17 protein-coding genes and 1 riboswitch are annotated in these 18,090 nt (G+C 60.6%); of the genes, 6 read left to right on the top strand and 11 right to left on the bottom strand.

Going from position 1 to position 18,090, the window contains the following annotated elements; genetic code table 11:
* Positions 1 to 182: 182 nt before the first annotated feature.
* The 6 genes from fba to tkt form a co-directional block, all read right to left on the bottom strand.
* Entirely contained in the window at positions 183 to 1,247 is a 1,065-nt protein-coding gene (fba, locus tag ACGJAX_RS04160; RefSeq protein WP_019694035.1) for a class II fructose-bisphosphate aldolase, read from the bottom strand.
* Between the two features lie 260 nt (positions 1,248 to 1,507).
* Positions 1,508 to 1,840, bottom strand: a complete 333-nt coding sequence (locus ACGJAX_RS04165; protein ID WP_090325932.1) for an MliC family protein — start codon at positions 1,838 to 1,840, stop codon at positions 1,508 to 1,510.
* A 56-nt stretch (positions 1,841 to 1,896) separates the two neighbouring features.
* Positions 1,897 to 2,118 (bottom strand): hypothetical protein, encoded by a 222-nt coding sequence (locus tag ACGJAX_RS04170; RefSeq protein WP_090325935.1) that lies wholly within the window; start codon positions 2,116 to 2,118, stop codon positions 1,897 to 1,899.
* A gap of 35 nt (positions 2,119 to 2,153) precedes the next feature.
* Positions 2,154 to 3,317, bottom strand: coding sequence for a phosphoglycerate kinase (locus ACGJAX_RS04175; protein WP_247254481.1), 1,164 nt, complete (start codon positions 3,315 to 3,317; stop codon positions 2,154 to 2,156).
* A gap of 17 nt (positions 3,318 to 3,334) precedes the next feature.
* Positions 3,335 to 4,399, bottom strand: coding sequence for an erythrose-4-phosphate dehydrogenase (gene epd / locus ACGJAX_RS04180; RefSeq protein ID WP_090325941.1), 1,065 nt, complete (start codon positions 4,397 to 4,399; stop codon positions 3,335 to 3,337).
* Positions 4,400 to 4,589: 190 nt separating this feature from the next.
* Positions 4,590 to 6,587: a transketolase gene (gene tkt, locus ACGJAX_RS04185; RefSeq protein ID WP_390957501.1), complete on the bottom strand. Its 1,998-nt coding sequence runs from the start codon at positions 6,585 to 6,587 to the stop codon at positions 4,590 to 4,592.
* Between the two features lie 259 nt (positions 6,588 to 6,846).
* Between tkt and ACGJAX_RS04190 the strand changes: the two genes are divergently transcribed.
* From ACGJAX_RS04190 to ACGJAX_RS04205, 4 genes are all read left to right on the top strand, one after another.
* Positions 6,847 to 7,842, top strand: coding sequence for a metalloregulator ArsR/SmtB family transcription factor (locus tag ACGJAX_RS04190; protein ID WP_090325948.1), 996 nt, complete (start codon positions 6,847 to 6,849; stop codon positions 7,840 to 7,842).
* A gap of 19 nt (positions 7,843 to 7,861) precedes the next feature.
* Entirely contained in the window at positions 7,862 to 9,052 is a 1,191-nt protein-coding gene (gene metK, locus ACGJAX_RS04195) for a methionine adenosyltransferase (RefSeq protein WP_247254478.1), read from the top strand.
* Positions 9,053 to 9,305: 253 nt separating this feature from the next.
* On the top strand, positions 9,306 to 10,985 hold the full coding sequence (ligB, locus tag ACGJAX_RS04200; protein ID WP_390957504.1) for an NAD-dependent DNA ligase LigB: 1,680 nt from the start codon (positions 9,306 to 9,308) through the stop codon (positions 10,983 to 10,985).
* Between the two features lie 99 nt (positions 10,986 to 11,084).
* Complete coding sequence (locus tag ACGJAX_RS04205; protein ID WP_390957506.1) at positions 11,085 to 11,480, top strand: DUF1090 family protein; 396 nt, start codon at positions 11,085 to 11,087, stop codon at positions 11,478 to 11,480.
* A 175-nt stretch (positions 11,481 to 11,655) separates the two neighbouring features.
* On the opposite strand, the gene ACGJAX_RS04210 is transcribed toward ACGJAX_RS04205, so the two are convergent.
* Entirely contained in the window at positions 11,656 to 12,105 is a 450-nt protein-coding gene (locus ACGJAX_RS04210) for a cytochrome c (protein WP_247254475.1), read from the bottom strand.
* A gap of 129 nt (positions 12,106 to 12,234) precedes the next feature.
* Between ACGJAX_RS04210 and ACGJAX_RS04215 the strand changes: the two genes are divergently transcribed.
* Positions 12,235 to 13,419: an MltA domain-containing protein gene (locus ACGJAX_RS04215; RefSeq protein WP_390957509.1), complete on the top strand. Its 1,185-nt coding sequence runs from the start codon at positions 12,235 to 12,237 to the stop codon at positions 13,417 to 13,419.
* A 112-nt stretch (positions 13,420 to 13,531) separates the two neighbouring features.
* On the opposite strand, the gene ACGJAX_RS04220 is transcribed toward ACGJAX_RS04215, so the two are convergent.
* Both ACGJAX_RS04220 and ACGJAX_RS04225 read right to left on the bottom strand, forming a co-directional pair.
* Positions 13,532 to 13,915 (bottom strand): MAPEG family protein, encoded by a 384-nt coding sequence (locus ACGJAX_RS04220; RefSeq protein ID WP_090325967.1) that lies wholly within the window; start codon positions 13,913 to 13,915, stop codon positions 13,532 to 13,534.
* Between the two features lie 52 nt (positions 13,916 to 13,967).
* Positions 13,968 to 14,801, bottom strand: coding sequence for an EamA family transporter (locus ACGJAX_RS04225; protein WP_090325970.1), 834 nt, complete (start codon positions 14,799 to 14,801; stop codon positions 13,968 to 13,970).
* Between the two features lie 319 nt (positions 14,802 to 15,120).
* Here ACGJAX_RS04225 and ACGJAX_RS04230 point away from each other — a divergent pair, with 319 nt between their 5' ends.
* Complete coding sequence (locus ACGJAX_RS04230; RefSeq protein WP_390957513.1) at positions 15,121 to 16,290, top strand: MFS transporter; 1,170 nt, start codon at positions 15,121 to 15,123, stop codon at positions 16,288 to 16,290.
* A 21-nt stretch (positions 16,291 to 16,311) separates the two neighbouring features.
* On the opposite strand, the gene ACGJAX_RS04235 is transcribed toward ACGJAX_RS04230, so the two are convergent.
* Together ACGJAX_RS04235 and ACGJAX_RS04240 are read right to left on the bottom strand one after the other, a co-directional pair.
* Complete coding sequence (locus ACGJAX_RS04235; RefSeq protein ID WP_090325977.1) at positions 16,312 to 17,199, bottom strand: formate/nitrite transporter family protein; 888 nt, start codon at positions 17,197 to 17,199, stop codon at positions 16,312 to 16,314.
* A 176-nt stretch (positions 17,200 to 17,375) separates the two neighbouring features.
* Positions 17,376 to 17,783, bottom strand: coding sequence for an acyl-CoA thioesterase (locus ACGJAX_RS04240; RefSeq protein WP_003229043.1), 408 nt, complete (start codon positions 17,781 to 17,783; stop codon positions 17,376 to 17,378).
* 198 nt (positions 17,784 to 17,981) lie between these two features.
* Positions 17,982 to 18,084: riboswitch (S-adenosyl-L-homocysteine riboswitch) on the top strand.
* The last annotated feature ends 6 nt before the right edge of the window (positions 18,085 to 18,090 follow it).

Genomic DNA, 18,090 nt, shown 5'->3' on the forward strand with positions numbered 1-18,090 from the left:
ACTCATTTAGCGCATGCCCTATACCCTGTCAAAGGCCACCAAAACAAACGGAAAAATACCTGCTCATTGAGCAACTCTTCCTACAACTAATAAAATGAATAGATTCAAGCTTTGACTTTTAACACGCCCATAAAAAAACCCGCCTTCCGACGGGTTTTTCATGCAAATCAAACGCTGGAGGCTTAGTTGACCTTGGCGTTCAACTCACCTTTCAGGTAACGCTGGAACATCGCTTCCAGGGAGATCGGCTTGATCTTCGAAGCGTTGCCCGCAGTGCCGAAGGCTTCGTAGCGAGCAATGCACACGTCGCGCATGGCCGTCACGGTGGCGCCGAAGAATTTACGCGGATCGAATTCGCTCGGGTTGGTGGCCATCAGGCGACGCATTGCGCCAGTGGATGCCAGACGCAGGTCGGTGTCGATGTTGACCTTGCGCACGCCGTGCTTGATGCCTTCAACGATTTCTTCAACCGGTACGCCGTAGGTTTCTTTGATGTCGCCGCCGTACTGGTTGATGATCGCCAGCCACTCTTGCGGAACCGAAGACGAACCGTGCATCACCAGGTGAGTGTTCGGGATGCGCTTGTGGATTTCCTTGATGCGATCGATCGCCAGCACGTCGCCGGTAGGTGGCTTGGTGAACTTGTAGGCGCCGTGGCTGGTGCCGATGGCGATGGCCAGGGCATCGACCTGAGTACGCTTGACGAAGTCAGCGGCTTCTTCCGGGTCGGTCAGCATCTGGCTGTGATCCAGAACGCCTTCGGCACCGATACCGTCTTCTTCACCGGCCATGCCGGTTTCCAGCGAACCCAGGCAGCCCAGCTCGCCTTCTACCGAAACGCCGCAGGCGTGAGCCATGGCCACGGTTTGCTGGGTGACACGGACGTTGTAGTCGTAGTCGGTCGGGGTCTTGCCGTCTTCGCCCAGGGAGCCGTCCATCATGACCGAGCTGAAGCCCAGCTGGATGGAACGCTGGCAGACGTCAGGGCTGGTGCCGTGGTCCTGGTGCATGCACACCGGGATGTGCGGGAATTCTTCGATTGCCGCCAGAATCAGGTGACGCAGGAACGGCGCGCCGGCGTATTTGCGAGCACCGGCCGAAGCCTGGACGATCACCGGGGAGTCAGTCTTGTCAGCGGCTTCCATGATGGCGCGCATCTGCTCAAGGTTGTTGACGTTGAAGGCTGGAACGCCGTAGCCGAACTCGGCTGCGTGGTCCAGCATCTGGCGCATGCTGATAAGTGCCATTGTGTGTGTCTCTCCCGGTTTGGGTCGTTAATCGTGCCAGCCTGCCGTAGCGGCGGCGGCTATTCAAGTTATTGCAGATCGGGGGTTGGCCCGGGCTGCGAATTCGGTGTTACCAAAACCTCAAACACTACAAAGATCCCTGTGGGAGCGAGCCCGCTCGCGATGGACTTCTGGACAACGCGTTTAACCAGATAGCCAGCGTTATCGTTAGCGACCATCGCGAGCAGGCTCGCTCCCACATTGGGTCCGTGGTGTGTCAATCATTGCGCTTTACAACCACGCCCGATCAAATCATTGGTGGCGACCCAGTAAACCAGGCCTTCCTCACCTTTTATGTGAAACGCCAGCATGTTGTCGCTGTACAACGAACCGGACGCGCCCGGCTCCTGCTTCAAGCGGTAGACCTGATCGGCACCGCCCAGGCGCACATCAACTGCCTTGCGGCTGTCATCGGTGTAGCGCCAAAGCACTTTGGCCTGGCTGTCGCAGGTCCAGGTGGTCCAGTTATCCACAGGAGCGGACGACTGGAACAGGTTCAACTGAGAACAACCGGCCAGCAACGACAACGCCGCGACGGCGATAAAACCTTTCATCCGTGCTCCTCGACTGACAGCACACGCCGCCAGCCCTGAGTAATCAGTCAGACCCGTCAAGGGCAACCATGTTCCTTGGCGGGGGTCTGTGTCTCGTATTTGTCCAGGCCATCAGGCCCGGAACGCTTGTTGATCACCGGATTGGTTTCCGCCTGCCACTCGGCCTGGTAGCAGCCGTTCTGGGGCGCAACCGGCGCAGGCTCCGGCGTGGCTTTCGGGTTACTCCCGCAAGCCGCCAGTGAGCCCGCGACGACCAACAGCGCTAGCGTCTTGACCATGTGAACACTCCCTTGCCAGGTCAAACGGGCGACCCTCAGGCCTTGGCCCGGCTTTCCAGGACTTCAACGGCTGGCAGCACTTTGCCTTCGACGAATTCGAGGAACGCGCCGCCACCGGTAGAAATGTAGGAGATTTGCCCGGCAACGCCATACTTATCGATAGCGGCCAGGGTGTCGCCGCCGCCGGCAATGGAGAATGCCGCGCTGTCCGCGATGGCCTGGGCCAGCACTTTGGTGCCGTTACCGAACTGATCGAATTCGAACACGCCGACCGGGCCATTCCACAGGATGGTTTTCGACGACTTCAGCAGCTCGGCGAAATTCGCTGCGGTCTGTGGGCCGATGTCCAGGATCATGTCGTCGGCCGCCACGTCGGCGATCAGCTTGACGGTCGCTTCGGCGCTTTCAGCGAATTCCTTGGCCACTACCACGTCCACCGGCAGCGGCACGCTGACCTTGGCGGCGATGGCGCGAGCGGTGTCGAGCAGGTCCGGCTCGTACAGGGACTTGCCGACCGGGTGACCGGCAGCCGCGAGGAAGGTGTTGGCGATGCCGCCGCCGACGATCAACTGGTCGCAGATCTGGCTCAGGCTGTTCAGCACGTCGAGCTTGGTCGACACCTTGGAGCCCGCGACGATGGCGGCCATAGGCTTGGCCGGGGCGCCGAGCGCTTTGCCCAGTGCTTCCAGCTCGGCAGCCAGCAGGGGACCTGCCGCAGCAACTTTGGCGAACTTGGCCACGCCGTGGGTCGAACCCTCGGCACGGTGAGCGGTGCCGAAGGCGTCCATCACAAACACGTCGCACAGGGCGGCGTATTGCTGGGCCAGTTCGTCAGCGTTCTTTTTCTCGCCCTTGTTGAAGCGCACGTTTTCGAACAGCACGATGTCGCCGGCCTTGACGTCAACGCCGCCCAGGTAGTCAGCCACCAGCGGCACTTCACGGCCCAGGGCCTTGCTCAGGTAGTCGGCGACTGGCTTGAGGCTGTTCTCGGCCGAGAATTCACCTTCGGTCGGACGGCCAAGGTGCGAACAAACCATCACGGCCGCGCCTTTTTCCAGGGCCAGCTTGATGGTCGGCAGCGAAGCCAGGATTCGCGCGTCGCTGGTGACAACTCCGTCCTTGACTGGGACGTTGAGGTCTTCGCGGATCAATACGCGCTTACCTTGCAGATCGAGGTCGGACATCTTCAACACGGTCATGGGTCGCATTTCCTGAGTTACTGTTTTGTAGAGACAGAAAGTGAAGTAGCTGTTTGCAGATAATGTTCTGCTACATCCAGCATTCGGTTGGCAAAACCCCATTCGTTGTCGAACCAGGCCAGGATGTTGACCAGCCGGGGGCCGGAAACACGGGTCTGACTGGCATCGACGATGGCCGAATGTGGGTCATGATTGAAATCACAGCTTGCATGGGGGAGCTCGGTGTAGGCCAAAAGGCCTTTGAGCGGGCCGCTGGTGGCAGCCTCGCGCAGGATCCGGTTGACCTCGACGGCATCGGTATCGCTGACGGTCTGCATCGTAATGTCGAGGCAAGACACGTTAACCGTTGGCACCCGTACGGCTTTGGCCTGAATTCGCCCGGCAAGTTCCGGCAACAGGCGTTCGATGCCGCGCGCCAGACCAGTGGACACCGGAATCACCGACTGAAACGCCGAACGGGTGCGACGCAGGTCTTCATGGTGATACGCATCGATCACCGGCTGATCGTTCATCGCCGAGTGAATGGTGGTGATCGATACATACTCCAGACCAATCGCCTGATCCAGCAGGCGCAACAACGGCACGCCGCAGTTGGTGGTGCAGGACGCGTTGGACACCAGCAGTTCATCACCGGTCAGGCAATCCTGGTTCACGCCGTAGACGATGGTGGCGTCGACATCCGACTCGCTGGCCATCGGCTGGGAAAACAGCACCCGTGGCGCGCCGGCGTCGAGAAAACGCTGGCCGTCTGCGCGGGTGTGGTAGGCGCCGGAGCACTCCAGCACCAGATCGACGCCCAGGGACGCCCAATCGATGTTTTCGGGGGTGGCACTGCGCAGGACCTTCACGCAGTTGCCATTGATATGCAGACAATCGCCGTCGACCTTCACCTCGCCGGGAAAGCGCCCGTGGGTGGAGTCGAAGCGTGTCAGGTATTCGATGCTGGCCATGTCGGCCAGATCGTTGATCGCGACAATTTCAAACCCGGCCTTCTCGCCTCGCTCGAACAACGCACGCAAGACGCAACGACCAATCCGGCCGTAGCCGTTGAGTGCAACTTTGTAGGGACGCGGTTGAGGCATGGGGTTCTCGATAGACGCAGTCAGACGAAATTCTTGTGTGCAACACACCCCACTGTAGGAGCGAGCCGGCTCGCGATGGTCGCTAACGATAACGCTGGGTGCCTGAATACCCGCGTTGTCTGGGCCACCATCGCGAGCCTGCTCGCTCCTACAAGGGAATCGCGGCGGTCGTGAAACCGCCGCGTTGTGCTTAGTCTTCCAGCAGCTCTTCAGCCTGACCCAGGATGTTTTCCAGGGTGAAGCCGAACTCTTCGAACAAGGCAGGCGCAGGCGCCGACTCGCCGTAGGTGGTCATGCCGATCACGCGACCTTCCAGGCCGACGTACTTGTACCAGTAGTCCGCGTGAGCGGCCTCGATGGCGATACGGGCGCTGACTTGCAACGGCAGAACCGACTGCTTGTAACCGGCGTCCTGGGCATCGAACACGCTGGTGCACGGCATGGAAACCACACGTACCTTGCGGCCCTGCTCGGTCAGTTTGTCGAAGGCCTGTACGGCCAGGCCAACTTCCGAACCGGTGGCGATCAGGATCAGCTCAGGCTCGCCCGCGCAATCTTTCAACACGTAGCCACCGCGGCTGATGTCGGCGATCTGCAGGGCAGAACGGGTTTGGTGTTGCAGGTTCTGACGCGAGAAGATCAGGGCCGAAGGACCGTCTTTACGCTCCAGCGCATACTTCCAGCTCACCGCCGATTCAACGGCATCGGCTGGACGCCAGGTGTCGAGGTTCGGCGTGCAGCGCAGGCTGGCCAGTTGCTCGATTGGCTGGTGAGTCGGACCGTCTTCGCCCAGACCGATGGAGTCGTGGGTGTAGACATGGATCACGCGCTGCTTCATCAGGGCCGACATGCGCACGGCATTGCGGGCGTATTCCATGAACATCAGGAAGGTCGCGCCGTAAGGCACCAGGCCGCCGTGCAGGGCAACGCCGTTCATGATGGCGGTCATGCCGAACTCGCGCACACCGTAGTACATGTAGTTGCCGCTGGCGTCATCAGCGGTGACGCCCTTGCAGCCTTTCCACAGGGTCAGGTTGGAACCGGCCAGGTCAGCCGAACCGCCGAGGAACTCGGGCAGCAGCGGACCGAACGCGTTCAGCGCGTTCTGGCTGGCCTTGCGGCTGGCGATGGTTTCGCCTTTGGCGTCCACTTCGGCGATGTAGGCATCGGCTTTTTCGCTGAAGTCAGCCGGCAGCTCGCCGCTCAGGCGACGGATCAGCTCGTTGGCTTCAGTCGGGAAAGCGGCGGAGTAGGCCGCGAAACGCTGGTCCCACTCGGCTTCGACGGCGCGGCCGGCTTCCTTGGCGTCCCACTCGGCGTAGATGTCGGCCGGGATTTCGAACGGGCCATGGTTCCACTTCAGCGCCGCACGGGTCAGGGCGATTTCCGCGTCACCCAGCGGGGCGCCGTGGCAGTCTTCCTTGCCTTGCTTGTTCGGCGAACCGAAGCCGATGGTGGTCTTGCAGCAGATCAGGGTCGGCAGCGGGCTCTTGCGTGCAGTCTCGATCGCGGTCTTGATTTCTTCCGGGTCGTGACCGTCGACATTGCGGATCACTTGCCAGTTGTAGGCTTCGAAACGCTTCGGCGTGTCGTCGGTGAACCAGCCTTCGACTTCGCCGTCGATGGAAATGCCGTTGTCATCGTAGAAGGCAATCAGCTTGCCCAGGCCCAAGGTACCGGCCAGGGAAGCGACTTCGTGGGAAATGCCTTCCATCATGCAGCCATCACCCAGGAAAACGTAGGTGTGGTGGTCAACGATGTTGTGCCCTGGACGGTTGAACTGCGCCGCCATGACTTTTTCAGCCAGGGCAAAACCCACGGCGTTGGCCAGGCCCTGACCCAGTGGACCGGTGGTGGTCTCGACGCCCGGGGTGTAACCGAATTCCGGGTGACCCGGGGTGCGGCTGTGCAGTTGGCGGAACTGCTTCAGGTCGTCGATCGACAGGTCGTAGCCGGTCAGGTGCAGCAGCGAGTAGATCAACATCGAGCCGTGACCGTTGGACAGCACGAAGCGGTCACGGTCGGCGAACGATGGATTGCTCGGGTTGTGCTTGAGGTAGTCGCGCCAAAGCACTTCGGCGATATCCGCCATACCCATGGGGGCACCGGGATGGCCGCTGTTGGCTTTTTGCACGGCATCCATGCTGAGGGCACGAATGGCGTTGGCACGCTCACGACGGCTAGGCATCGCTGATCTCCTGGGGTTTGAATAAACGAAACGGAAAAAAGGCGAGCATTTTCCCTCACCCGGCCGCCTCGGGGCAATGACAGATAGTCATCTGGAGACGTTTTTCCCATGGTTTACGGCGGTTTCGACTGATGAAACCTTTCCGCTGTTCGCTTGTAGAGTTAACCACCTCGTGAGAAGTGCCATTTATCGTGCAATATCAAAACTTTTTGATATTGCCCTTGCGGTGCTTTCGGCGCGTGTCTAGACTGCCGGCCTTATGAATCTACGCGCGCCTTCCATTCGACATGACGATTGCGATGACCTGGCGGCCCTGTGCAAGGCCGGCGGCGATCCTCTGCGGTTGAATGTATTGCGCGCACTGGCCAACGACTCGTTTGGCGTACTGGAGCTGGCGCAGATCTTCGGCATCGGCCAGTCCGGCATGAGTCATCACCTCAAGGTACTGGCCCAGGCCGACCTGGTGGCGACCCGCCGTGAAGGCAATGCGATTTTCTACCGTCGCGCCCTGCCCCACACCGAACTGCTGGGCGGCAAGCTGCACGCCGCCTTGCTCGAAGAAGTGGACAACCTGCCCCTGCCTGTCGATGTGCAGTCACGAATTGCTCAGGTCCATGGACAACGGGCAGCCGCCAGCCAGGACTTTTTCTCACGGGTCGCGGAGAAATTTCGCGCCCAGCAAGACTTGATTGCCGGCCTGCCGCAGTACCGCGAAAGCGTGGTGGCCTTGCTCGACAAATTGAGCTTCAGCGCTGACGCCACGGCGATTGAAGTCGGCCCCGGTGATGGCGCTTTTCTGCCGGAACTGGCGCGCCGTTTCGCTCAGGTCACGGCGCTGGATAACAGCTCGGCGATGCTTGAACTGGCCCGCCAGGTTTGCGAACGCGACGCGCTGGCTAACGTTACCCTGCAACTGGCCGATGCATTGAATGGCGTCAGCCTGACGGCAGATTGCGTTGTACTGAACATGGTGCTGCACCATTTCGCCGCGCCGGCCGAAGCGCTCAAGCACATGGCCGACTTGCTGCAACCAGGCGGTAGCCTGTTAGTGACAGAGTTATGTAGCCACAACCAGAGTTGGGCCAGGGAAGCCTGCGGTGATCTCTGGTTGGGGTTTGAACAGGACGATCTGGCCCGTTGGGCCACCGCTGCGGGACTCGTTCCCGGGGAAAGCCTCTATGTAGGCTTACGTAATGGTTTCCAGATTCAGGTCCGCCATTTTCAGCGGTCGACTGGCGACACTCACCATCGGTAAATATCAGGAAAACATCGAGATGAGCGAATACTCCCTTTTCACCTCCGAGTCCGTGTCTGAAGGGCATCCGGACAAAATCGCCGACCAGATTTCTGATGCGGTGCTGGACGCCATCATTGCTGAAGACAAGTTCGCCCGTGTGGCGTGCGAGACTCTGGTGAAAACGGGCGTGGCGATCATCGCCGGCGAAGTCACCACCTCGGCCTGGGTTGACCTGGAGCAGATCGTTCGTGACGTGATCACCGACATCGGCTACACCAGCTCCAACGTCGGTTTCGACGGCGCGACCTGCGGCGTGATGAACATCATCGGCAAGCAGTCCCCTGACATCAACCAGGGCGTCGACCGTGCCAAGCCTGAAGATCAGGGCGCTGGCGACCAGGGCCTGATGTTCGGCTACGCCAGCAACGAAACCGACGTGCTGATGCCTGCACCGATCACCTTCTCGCACCAGCTTGTACAAAGGCAAGCCGAAGCCCGCAAATCCGGCCTGCTGCCCTGGCTGCGTCCGGATGCCAAGTCGCAAGTGACCTGCCGCTACGAAAACGGCAAGGTTGTCGGCATCGACGCCGTTGTTCTGTCGACCCAGCACAACCCGGATGTGTCGTACAACGACCTGCGCGAAGGCGTGATGGAGCTGATCGTCAAGCACGTGCTGCCGGCCGAACTGCTGTCCAAGGACACCCAGTTCCACATCAACCCGACTGGCCAGTTCATCATCGGCGGCCCGGTCGGCGACTGCGGCCTGACCGGTCGCAAGATCATCGTTGACAGCTACGGCGGCATGGCCCGTCACGGCGGTGGCGCGTTCTCCGGCAAGGATCCATCGAAGGTTGACCGTTCGGCGGCCTACGCCGGCCGTTATGTCGCCAAGAACATCGTCGCTGCTGGTCTGGCCGAACGCTGCGAGATTCAGGTTTCCTACGCCATCGGCGTCGCCCAGCCGACGTCGATCTCGTTGAACACCTTCGGCACCGGCAAGATCAGCGACGACAAAATCGTCAAACTGGTCCGCGAAATCTTCGACCTGCGCCCATACGCCATCACCAAGATGCTTGACCTGCTGCACCCGATGTACCGCGAAACCGCTGCGTACGGCCACTTCGGTCGCACCCCGACAACCAAGACTGTGGGCGACGACACCTTCACCACATTCACCTGGGAAAAAACCGACCGCGCCGAAGCCCTGCGCTCCGCTGCCGGCCTGTAAGCCTTCCCCGCGGTCCCCAAAAGCCCTGCACGGTTCGCCGTGCAGGGCTTTTTTATGCTCACCGCATCACCGCCTTCGCGAGCAAGGATTGGGCGGGCGCATATTCTGTGTACACCATCGAACCCTGTGGGAACGGGGCTTGCCCGCGAAAAGGCCGGCACTGCCAGCAGAAATACCCGGCAAAACTCCCGTTCCTCGCACCCACCATTACTGACCTAGCTTTCAAACATCCCCATGAGCAAGGACGCTCGCGATGTTCCGCAACCTGCGCCTGTTTTTTACCTGCCTGTTCATTTTCTCCTGCCTGAACGCCCAGGCAGACCAATGCCCCGACTGGCCTTCTGAACGGGCCTTGATCGAAATCACCGCCCTGCAAAAACAAATCGACACCTGGGACGACCACTATCACCGCCAGGGACGCTCACTGGTCACCGATGAACTGTATGACCAGTCCCGCACACGCCTCATCGATTGGCGCCAATGCTTCAACCTCGCCCCCTCCACAGATCCGCTGCGCACCGCGCGCGGCACGGTTCCCCACCCTGTCGTCCACACTGGCCTGGAAAAACTGCGCGATGCCCGCGCCGTCGAGCATTGGCTGCGGGATCGCTCCGATGTGTGGGTTCAACCCAAAGTCGACGGTGTGGCGGTCACCCTGGTGTATCGCGGTGGCCTGCTTGTGCAAGCCATCAGTCGCGGCGACGGTGTAAGTGGCCAGGACTGGACGGCCGCGGCGCGCCAGATACCGGACATTCCCGGTCAACTGTCGCAACCACTGGACTTGGTCGTGCAAGGCGAACTCTACTGGCGCCTGACCGACCACGTACAAGTCCGGGCCGGCAGCCTCAATGCCCGCACCACGGTGGCCGGCCTGATGGCCCGCAAGGTGCTGGATGCCGGACAGACGGCGGGTATCGGTCTGTTTGTCTGGGACTGGCCACAGGGGCCTGCGAGTTTGCTCGCCCGTCATGCAGCCCTGAATACGCTGGGCTTCCCCGATAGCTCTGCCTACAGCCAGCCGATCAGTGGTTTCGCCGACGCCGAACGCTGGCGTGATCACTGGTATCGCTCGCCCCTTCCCTTCGCCACTGATGGCATCGTCCTGCGCCAGGAGCAGCGCCCGCCCGCCGAACGCTGGCAGGCCAAACCGCCGTATTGGATCGCCGCCTGGAAATACCCTTTCGCTCAGGCGCTGGCCGAAGTGCGCAAGGTTCACTTCAAGGTTGGCCGGACCGGGCGCATCACCCCGCTACTGGAGCTGACACCGGTGACACTCGATGACCGGCAAATCAAACGCGTCAGCGTGGGCTCCCTGCAGCGCTGGCAAACCCTGGATATCCGTCCGGGCGACCAGGTCGCGATCAGCCTGGCGGGCCTGACCATTCCGAGGCTGGATGACGTCGTATTGCGTAGCACCCTGCGCCCAGACCTGAGGGTGCCGGCGGCAGAAGACTTTCATCCGCTCAGTTGCTGGCAACCGACGCCGGGCTGCGAAAGTCAGTTTCTTGCGCGCCTGTCCTGGCTCAGTGGCAAGCAGGGCCTGGCCTTGCCCCATGTCGGCCCTGGCACCTGGGAAAGATTGCTTGCGGCAGGTCATCTGAACAACCTGCTGGATTGGTTGACCCTCGATGCTCAAGAGCTTGCTAACATTGACGGTTTCGGCGAGCGCAGTGCCGCTCGTCTCGTGGACAGTTTCAACAGTGCCCGGCAACGCCCTTTTATACGCTGGTTGAAAGCACTGGGTTTGCCGCCGACAGGCAAAGCGAACCTTGCCGATTCCTGGCAGGAACTGGCCCGGCGAGACACCGGACAATGGCAGGCCGAGGCCGGGATCGGCCCGGGACGCGCGGCGCAATTGAGCGCATTTTTCCGCGACCCGCAGGTCCTGGCCTTGAGTGAAACTTTACGCAGGGTGGGGATCGACGGTTTTTAACGGCCGCAGCTGCCCGCCCGTGCGGGAACCCTGTGGTACCGATGAGCTCAAACAAGCCATCGCTGCGCTGACCCGATCGCCTTTTCACCTGGAGCTTTTATGAAACTTCTTTCACCGCTCGCCCTGTTGACCCTCTGCAGCGTGTTGGCCGCCCCGCTGATGGCCGCTGAAGAGGCACCGGAGCTGACGGGCTGCGCCGCCAAGAAGCAAGGCATCATCAATCAGATCGAACTGGCCAAATCCCACGGCAATGCGGACCAGCAGGCCGGCCTGGAAAAAGCCTTGAGCGAAGTCACCGAACATTGCACCGACGCCTCCTTGAAAAAGGAACGGGAAAACAGGGTCCTCGACGCCAAACATGAAGTCAGCGTTCGTCAGGCCGACCTCGACAAGGCCATGAAAAAGGGCGATCCCGACAAGATCAACAAGCGCAAGGACAAACTCGCCGAGTCGCGCAAGGAATTGCAGGACGCGCTGGATGAACTGGATAAGTAGTCCACGAACGCTGTGGCGAGGGAGCTTGCTCCCGCTCGGCGGCGCAGCCGTCGCACATTCGGCCGACCAGGTCTTTCTGATACAAATCGGTTGAATGGCTTTGGGGCTGCTGCGCAACCCGACGGGAGCAAGCTCCCTCGCCACAGTTGTTCAGTTACCCGGTCATCTCAGGCAATCAATGATCCCGAAACGCTTTATGACACGCACTACAGGCGTCCTCGACCTTCTGCACCGCCGGCCCCAGATTGCTGGCCTTGTAGGGTTGAACCTGACTGACCGTCACCAGTTCACCGGTAGCCTTTTCAAGATCGCGGGCCATGGCCTGAAAGCGTGCCTGCTGCTCCCAGACATCGCTTTTGGCGCTGGTGTGATCTTCTTCGCGCACTTGCGGAAAATGTTTCCATGGCTCATGGGACAACGCATCGAGCTTCACGGCGCCGTCAGCGAATTTCTGGCCATCGAATGCAATCCGGCCACGCAACATGCCACCCAGGTCTTCGCCGGTCTTGAGCATTTGCTTGAAAATAGCCTTGCGCTGACCGAGCGGCGAGTTGGGATCGACCGCGCCGCAAGCGGTCAACGTCAGGCAGGCCAGCAATACAACAGAAAGTCTTTTAAGAGTCATGTTGGCTTCAAGTCACGGGAAATGGCGGCCAGTATCCTCGCGTCATCGGCAAACACCAATAGCCCTATTATCGATAAGGGTTGCCTGAGCGCATGGAGCACTCAGGCAACCGGCAAAGGAAATCACTCCATGAATAGCCGTTTCAAGGCATGGCGTCACAGCCTGGCCTGGACCCTGCCGATGGTGGCCCTGCTCGCAGGCTGCACCGGTGGTGACAACAACAAACCGAAAACCCACGCCCTGGCCACCTACTCCAGTGCCAAGTGGGAAGCACTGCCGGCGGTGTCGGACAATGACCTTGTCGCCGGTTTCGGCTCGTGGCGCAGCGCTTGCACCCGACTCAAGACTGACCCGGTCTGGGGCGCAACCTGCACGGCGGCCGCCAACGTTCCGCAGACCGCCAACGAAATCCGTGGCTTTCTCAAGCAGAACCTTGACGTCTATGGCCTGCGCGCTGCCAACGATAACCCCAATGGCCTGATCACCGGCTACTACGAACCGGTATACCCCGGCAGCCTGACCCAGACCGCAACGGCGAACATCCCGGTGTATGGCGTGCCCGAAGACATGATCATCGTTGCGCTGGACAGCCTCTATCCGGAACTCAAAGGCAAACGCCTGCGCGGTCGGCTCGAAGGCCGCGTGCTCAAACCTTATGACGATGCAGCCACCATCGAGAGCAAGGGCGTCAAGGCGCCGGTGGTGGCCTGGCTGACCGACCCGATGAACCTGCAGTTCCTGCAAATCCAGGGCTCGGGTCGCATCCAGCTCGACAGTGGCCGTCAGTTGCGCATCGCTTATGCCGATCAGAACGGCCATCCGTATCGACCCATCGGTCGCTGGCTGGTCGAGCAAGGCGAGTTGAAGAAAGAGGACGTGACCATGGGTGCGATCAGCACCTGGGCCAAGGCGAACCCGACACGCATTCCGGAACTGCTCGGCAGCAACCCCAGCTATGTGTTTTTCACCCGCAACCCCGACAGCAACGAAGGGCCTCGCGGCTCGCTGAACGTCCCGCTGACGGCGGGGTACAGCGCGGCAGTGGATCGCAAAGTGATTCCGCTGGGCAGCCTGTTGTGGTTGTCGACCACCAAACCGGACGGTACGGCACTGGTCCGCCCCGTGGCGGCACAGGACACCGGTGGCGCTATTGCCGGCGAAGTACGCGCGGACTTGTACTGGGGAACGGGCGACGCCGCCGGGCAATTGGCCGGGGACATGAAGCAGCAGGGGCAGATCTGGATGCTGTGGCCCAAAGGGGCGGCATTGCCACAAGTACCGCAGGTGGCGGATGCAGAAAAGACTAAACCCTGAGACCGGAACTCCCCGCTAAAAAGCTTCGCGAGCAGGCTTGCTCCCACATTGGAATGCATACCCCTGTGGGGGCGAGCCTGCTCGCGAAGCGGCAGTTATCGGCGGTAGAGATTCAAACAGATACAACAAAAAACGACACAATCAGGCCCATCCCCACCAGCCAGACCAGCGACCGCAAAATCGCCCAGTCCGCCAGATAGCAAATGATGTAAAGCAGCCGACTGGTAATGAACAACACCGACAGCACATTGATCGTCACCAGTTCGGCATTGCCGACCAGGTGCGCCACGATCACGGCCGCCGCAAACGCCGGGGTCACTTCGAAGCCGTTCAGTTGCGCCGCATGTGCGCGTCGACCCAAACCATTGAGTGACTCGAGAAAGTCCCGTGGGTCATGGTTGTCTTTCAGGTTGTACCGGCCACTGGCCTTGGCGATCCCCGTGCACAGGTAGGGCAGAAAAATCGCGATCAAAATGCACCACAGAGCAACCGTCATAAAAGCAGTCCCTTCTTCACGTTATAGACAATCGGGCTCCCTCGCGGGCCGGTCAGAACTTCATGACCAGCATGCCAACCAACACCAGCCCACAGGCTAAGAGCCGAGGTCTGCCGAAAGGTTCTTTCAGATAGCGCATGCCGAACAGCACCACCAGAATCACACTGATCTCGCGCAACGCCGCCGCTTCGGCAATCGAACCCAACTGCATGGCCCACAGCACCAGAGCGTAGCTGAACAATACGCAGAACCCGACCGCCAGCCCCAATCGCCACTGCTCACGCCAGAACAGCTTGAAGGCCGGTCGCTTGCTCACCCAGGCCAACAACGGAAATGGCCAGGCACTGAGCAACGTCACCCAGACCAGGTAATCCAGCGGATGCGACCAGCGCCGCAGCGCCTGGCCGTCAATGTAGGTGTAGCAACCGATGCACAAGCCGATCAACGCCACCACCGGCAACATCGACCACGGCAAGCGTGCACCGCCGCCGCCCTGCCAAAGCAGGCACAGCATGCCGAGCGGGATCAGCAGAATTCCGAAAACCTGCTGATCCGTCAGCGCCTCGCCGGCAAAGATCAGCGTCAACGCCAGCACCACCAGCGGCGACAAGCCTCGCATCAGCGGGTAGACCAAGCCCAGGTCGCCGACCCGATAGGCCTGGATCAACAAGTAGCGATAGAGCAACTCGAACGCCGCCGACGCCAGGATCCACGGCCAGATTTCCAGCGGCGGCAATGCCACGAACGGCAGCATGATGGCGACAAACAGCAACGCCACGCTGTCCATGCAGGCCACCACCAGCAGCCGTTCGGCGCTGAATTTGATCAAGGTATTCCACGCCGCGTGTAACAGCGCCGCCACCAACACCAAAGCCGTTGCAAGCACGGCACACTCCTTTTTTAATTTTTCCGCGCCCCCCTGCAGGCGCGAGCTTGTTCGCGAATAGACCAAGAGCAACGCGACTAGCCAGCAAGCACGCGTCATCGTTGGCGTTCATCGCGAGCAAGCTCGCTCCTACAGTGTTCGGGCGGATAATTGATTCGCCATATGTCTGCGGCTGTTTATACTGCAAGCGACCACGCCGCACTCAGTTGCGCACAGACTAATTCCAATAAAATCTGCCCCTGCCCGCTCTCGTCGAGAACGGACTTTGGCATGCGTATGCCTGATCACAGCGTCAAGACTACCGACAGAGACCTTGCGCATGCCACTCGCCTTGCTTGCCCTCGCCGTTGCCGCGTTCGGCATCGGCACCACTGAATTCGTCATCATGGGCCTGTTGCCCGACGTCGCCCGCGATCTGGCCGTGAGCATTCCCCACGCCGGGTTGTTGATTACCGGCTATGCGCTGGGCGTGGTGTTCGGTGCGCCGATCCTCGCCGTCGGCACGGCCAACATGCCGCGAAAGGCCACGCTGCTGGGCATGACGCTGATGTTCATTCTCGGCAACATGCTCTGCGCCTTGGCGCCGAACTACGCCACGCTGATGGCCGCGCGGGTGATTACCGCGCTCTGTCACGGTGCGTTCTTCGGCATCGGCTCGGTCGTGGCCGCCGGGCTGGTCGCACCCAACAAACGGGCCCAGGCGATTGCCATGATGTTCACCGGCCTGACCCTGGCCAACGTGCTCGGCGTGCCGCTGGGCACGGCACTCGGACAATACGCTGGCTGGCGCTCTACCTTCTGGGCGGCGTCGGTGATCGGCGTGATTGCCGCGATTGCACAGTGGGTGTGGCTGCCCACGCACATCGCGATGGACAGGGCCAACCTGGCCAGCGAATTCAAGGTATTGGGCAAAACCAACGTGCTGCTGGCGCTGGGCATGAGCGTGTTGGCATCGACCAGTCTGTTCAGCGTGTTTACCTACATCGCCCCGATTCTGCAGGACGTCACCGGCGTCAGCCCCCACGGCGTGACTATCATGCTGCTGTTGTTCGGCGTCGGTTTGACGGCCGGCAGCATGCTCGGCGGGCGCCTGGCAGACAGTCGCCTGCTGCCGTCACTGGTGGGCATGGCGCTGGCCGTGGTGGTGGTATTGGCCGCGTTCAGCCAGACCAGCCACTCGGTGATCCCGGCCGCCATTACGCTGGTGCTGTGGGGAATCTTCGCCTTCGCCCTGTGCCCGATCCTGCAACTGCTGATCATTGACCAGGCCCATGAGGCGCCGAACCTGGGTTCGACGCTGAATCAGAGTGCATTCAATCTCGGCAACGCAGCGGGCGCCTGGATCGGCGGTCTGGTGGTCGCCAGCGGTGCCGACCTGGCCGACCTGCCCTGGACGGGCGCGCTGGTCAGCGGCTTGACGGTACTGGCGGCGCTGTACTTCATCCATCTGCAGCGACGCAATGCCGCCGTGGTCAATGTGCCCGGCTGAGCCTCGGCCTTTTTGCCCTGATCATTTTTTGAGCTCCTGCGGACCGGACTCCCGGTCTCGGTCCGCAGCTTCCTTTGGCGCCCCGCTTTCGCTGCGAATTTGCGCATGACTGATTAGCGCAAAGATGAAACTGCCGCCGATGATATTCCCTGCCAGCGTCGGCCCGGCGAACACCAGCCAGAAATCCTTCCACGGCAGCTCGCCGGCGAACACCAGGTAGGAAACCTCGGCCGAACCGACCACGATGTGAGTGAAATCCCCCAGGGCCATGAGGTAGGTGATGAGGATGATGATCCACATCTTGGCGCTCTCCATGGATGGAATCATCCAGACCATGGTGGCGATCATCCAGCCGGAGACGATGCCCTTGGCGAACATCTGACCGGGGTGGTTTTCCATGACCTTGCGGCCGATGTCCAGAAAGGCCAAATCGGTTTTGCTATCGAATATCGGCAGCTTCAGCATGACGTAGGCCACCAGCAAGGTGCCGCACAGATTGCCGACCAGCACCACCGTCCACAGCCGGAGCAAGCGACCGAAGTTTGCCAGCGTGGGTTTGCTCATGATCGGCAGCACAGCAGTCAGAGTGTTTTCCGTGAACAACTGCTGGCGGGCAAGGATCACTGCAAGAAAACCCGCGCAGTACCCGAAACTGGCGATCACCTTGAAGCCTTCACCCTCCGGCAGCCGCGAATTGAGCAAGCCCATGCCCATCAGGGAAAGGCCCATGGTCAGGCCGGCGGCCAGCGCCGACCACCAGAGCGCGGCGACGCTGCGCTCAAGCTCTTGATCGCCCTGGGTGCGGATGATTTCGTGCAGCACCGCCGCGCGCGGTGGCTGGCTCTTTTCGACCTCGCGCTGCTCTTTGGCCGAGAGGTCGGGGGTCTTGCCGTCTTTTTGAGTGTCCATGGGACTCCTGAACCGCTGGCGTGCGATTAAGTTACGACCCCCGTGGTTCATGGCTGTTCAGTAGACAGGTAAATCTTCGGTGATTGCACAACCGTTTTCGCGAGCAGGCTCGCCCCCTCAGGTACAACGTGATCCTTGAAGGAGGGAGCCTGCTCGCGATGTAGCCAACACCGATGTCACTTGGTAACCAATTCATCTTCCTTGAACTGGTCTTTGACGTACTTGATCTCGGTCCGGCCATGGGGCGCCGGCAAGCCGTCTTCGCCCAGGTTGACGAAGACCATCTTCTCCACCGTGAGGATGCTTTTGCGGGTGATCTTGTTGCGCACTTCACAGGTCAGGGTGATCGAGGTGCGACCGAATTCGGTGGCAGTGATACCCAGTTCGATGATGTCGCCCTGGCGCGAGGCGCTGACAAAGTTGATTTCCGAAATGTACTTGGTGACGACGCGCTGGTTGCCCAACTGGACGATGGCGTAAATCGCCGCCTCTTCGTCTATCCAGCGCAACAGGCTGCCGCCGAACAGGGTGCCGTTGGGGTTGAGGTCTTCGGGCTTAACCCATTTGCGGGTGTGGAAATTCATATTCACTCCTGAGCGTCTTGCCGAATGATGGGCGGTATCTTGGCAGACCCCGGGCCAGAGCTCTATTAACCATCGACTATGGTCTCGATTACCGTTCGGACATTGACCAACAGAAAGGCTTTGGAAGATCAGCATAGCCCGCTATAATCGCCCCCGTTTCAAAACGGTAACCTCTACCGGGTACCGTTTTCCCGCCACCTGTCCGAGGGGCGCTGCAGCAGGTTCAACCTGTCAGGCTCGGATGGGGCGTTGCCTGGCTGTCATCAGCCAGACACTAAACGCACAACGGCGCCCATTCGCATACATT

The sequence above is a fragment of the Pseudomonas moorei genome, from assembly GCF_042846945.1.
In the GTDB taxonomy this organism is placed as follows: domain Bacteria; phylum Pseudomonadota; class Gammaproteobacteria; order Pseudomonadales; family Pseudomonadaceae; genus Aquipseudomonas; species Aquipseudomonas moorei.

Excerpts from the sequence above, each read along its gene's own strand:
- epd (WP_090325941.1), bottom strand. The coding sequence starts at position 4,399 with ATGCCTCAACCGCGTCCCTACAAAGTTGCACTCAACGGCTACGGCCGG.
- ACGJAX_RS04170 (WP_090325935.1), bottom strand. The coding sequence starts at position 2,118 with ATGGTCAAGACGCTAGCGCTGTTGGTCGTCGCGGGCTCACTGGCGGCT.
- ACGJAX_RS04190 (WP_090325948.1), top strand. The coding sequence starts at position 6,847 with ATGAATCTACGCGCGCCTTCCATTCGACATGACGATTGCGATGACCTG.
- ACGJAX_RS04175 (WP_247254481.1), bottom strand. The coding sequence starts at position 3,317 with ATGACCGTGTTGAAGATGTCCGACCTCGATCTGCAAGGTAAGCGCGTA.
- tkt (WP_390957501.1), bottom strand. The coding sequence starts at position 6,587 with ATGCCTAGCCGTCGTGAGCGTGCCAACGCCATTCGTGCCCTCAGCATG.
- ACGJAX_RS04205 (WP_390957506.1), top strand. The coding sequence starts at position 11,085 with ATGAAACTTCTTTCACCGCTCGCCCTGTTGACCCTCTGCAGCGTGTTG.
- ACGJAX_RS04215 (WP_390957509.1), top strand. The coding sequence starts at position 12,235 with ATGAATAGCCGTTTCAAGGCATGGCGTCACAGCCTGGCCTGGACCCTG.
- ACGJAX_RS04165 (WP_090325932.1), bottom strand. The coding sequence starts at position 1,840 with ATGAAAGGTTTTATCGCCGTCGCGGCGTTGTCGTTGCTGGCCGGTTGT.
- ACGJAX_RS04220 (WP_090325967.1), bottom strand. The coding sequence starts at position 13,915 with ATGACGGTTGCTCTGTGGTGCATTTTGATCGCGATTTTTCTGCCCTAC.
- ACGJAX_RS04235 (WP_090325977.1), bottom strand. The coding sequence starts at position 17,199 with ATGGACACTCAAAAAGACGGCAAGACCCCCGACCTCTCGGCCAAAGAG.
- ACGJAX_RS04210 (WP_247254475.1), bottom strand. The coding sequence starts at position 12,105 with ATGACTCTTAAAAGACTTTCTGTTGTATTGCTGGCCTGCCTGACGTTG.
- metK (WP_247254478.1), top strand. The coding sequence starts at position 7,862 with ATGAGCGAATACTCCCTTTTCACCTCCGAGTCCGTGTCTGAAGGGCAT.
- fba (WP_019694035.1), bottom strand. The coding sequence starts at position 1,247 with ATGGCACTTATCAGCATGCGCCAGATGCTGGACCACGCAGCCGAGTTC.
- ligB (WP_390957504.1), top strand. The coding sequence starts at position 9,306 with ATGTTCCGCAACCTGCGCCTGTTTTTTACCTGCCTGTTCATTTTCTCC.
- ACGJAX_RS04230 (WP_390957513.1), top strand. The coding sequence starts at position 15,121 with ATGCCACTCGCCTTGCTTGCCCTCGCCGTTGCCGCGTTCGGCATCGGC.
- ACGJAX_RS04240 (WP_003229043.1), bottom strand. The coding sequence starts at position 17,783 with ATGAATTTCCACACCCGCAAATGGGTTAAGCCCGAAGACCTCAACCCC.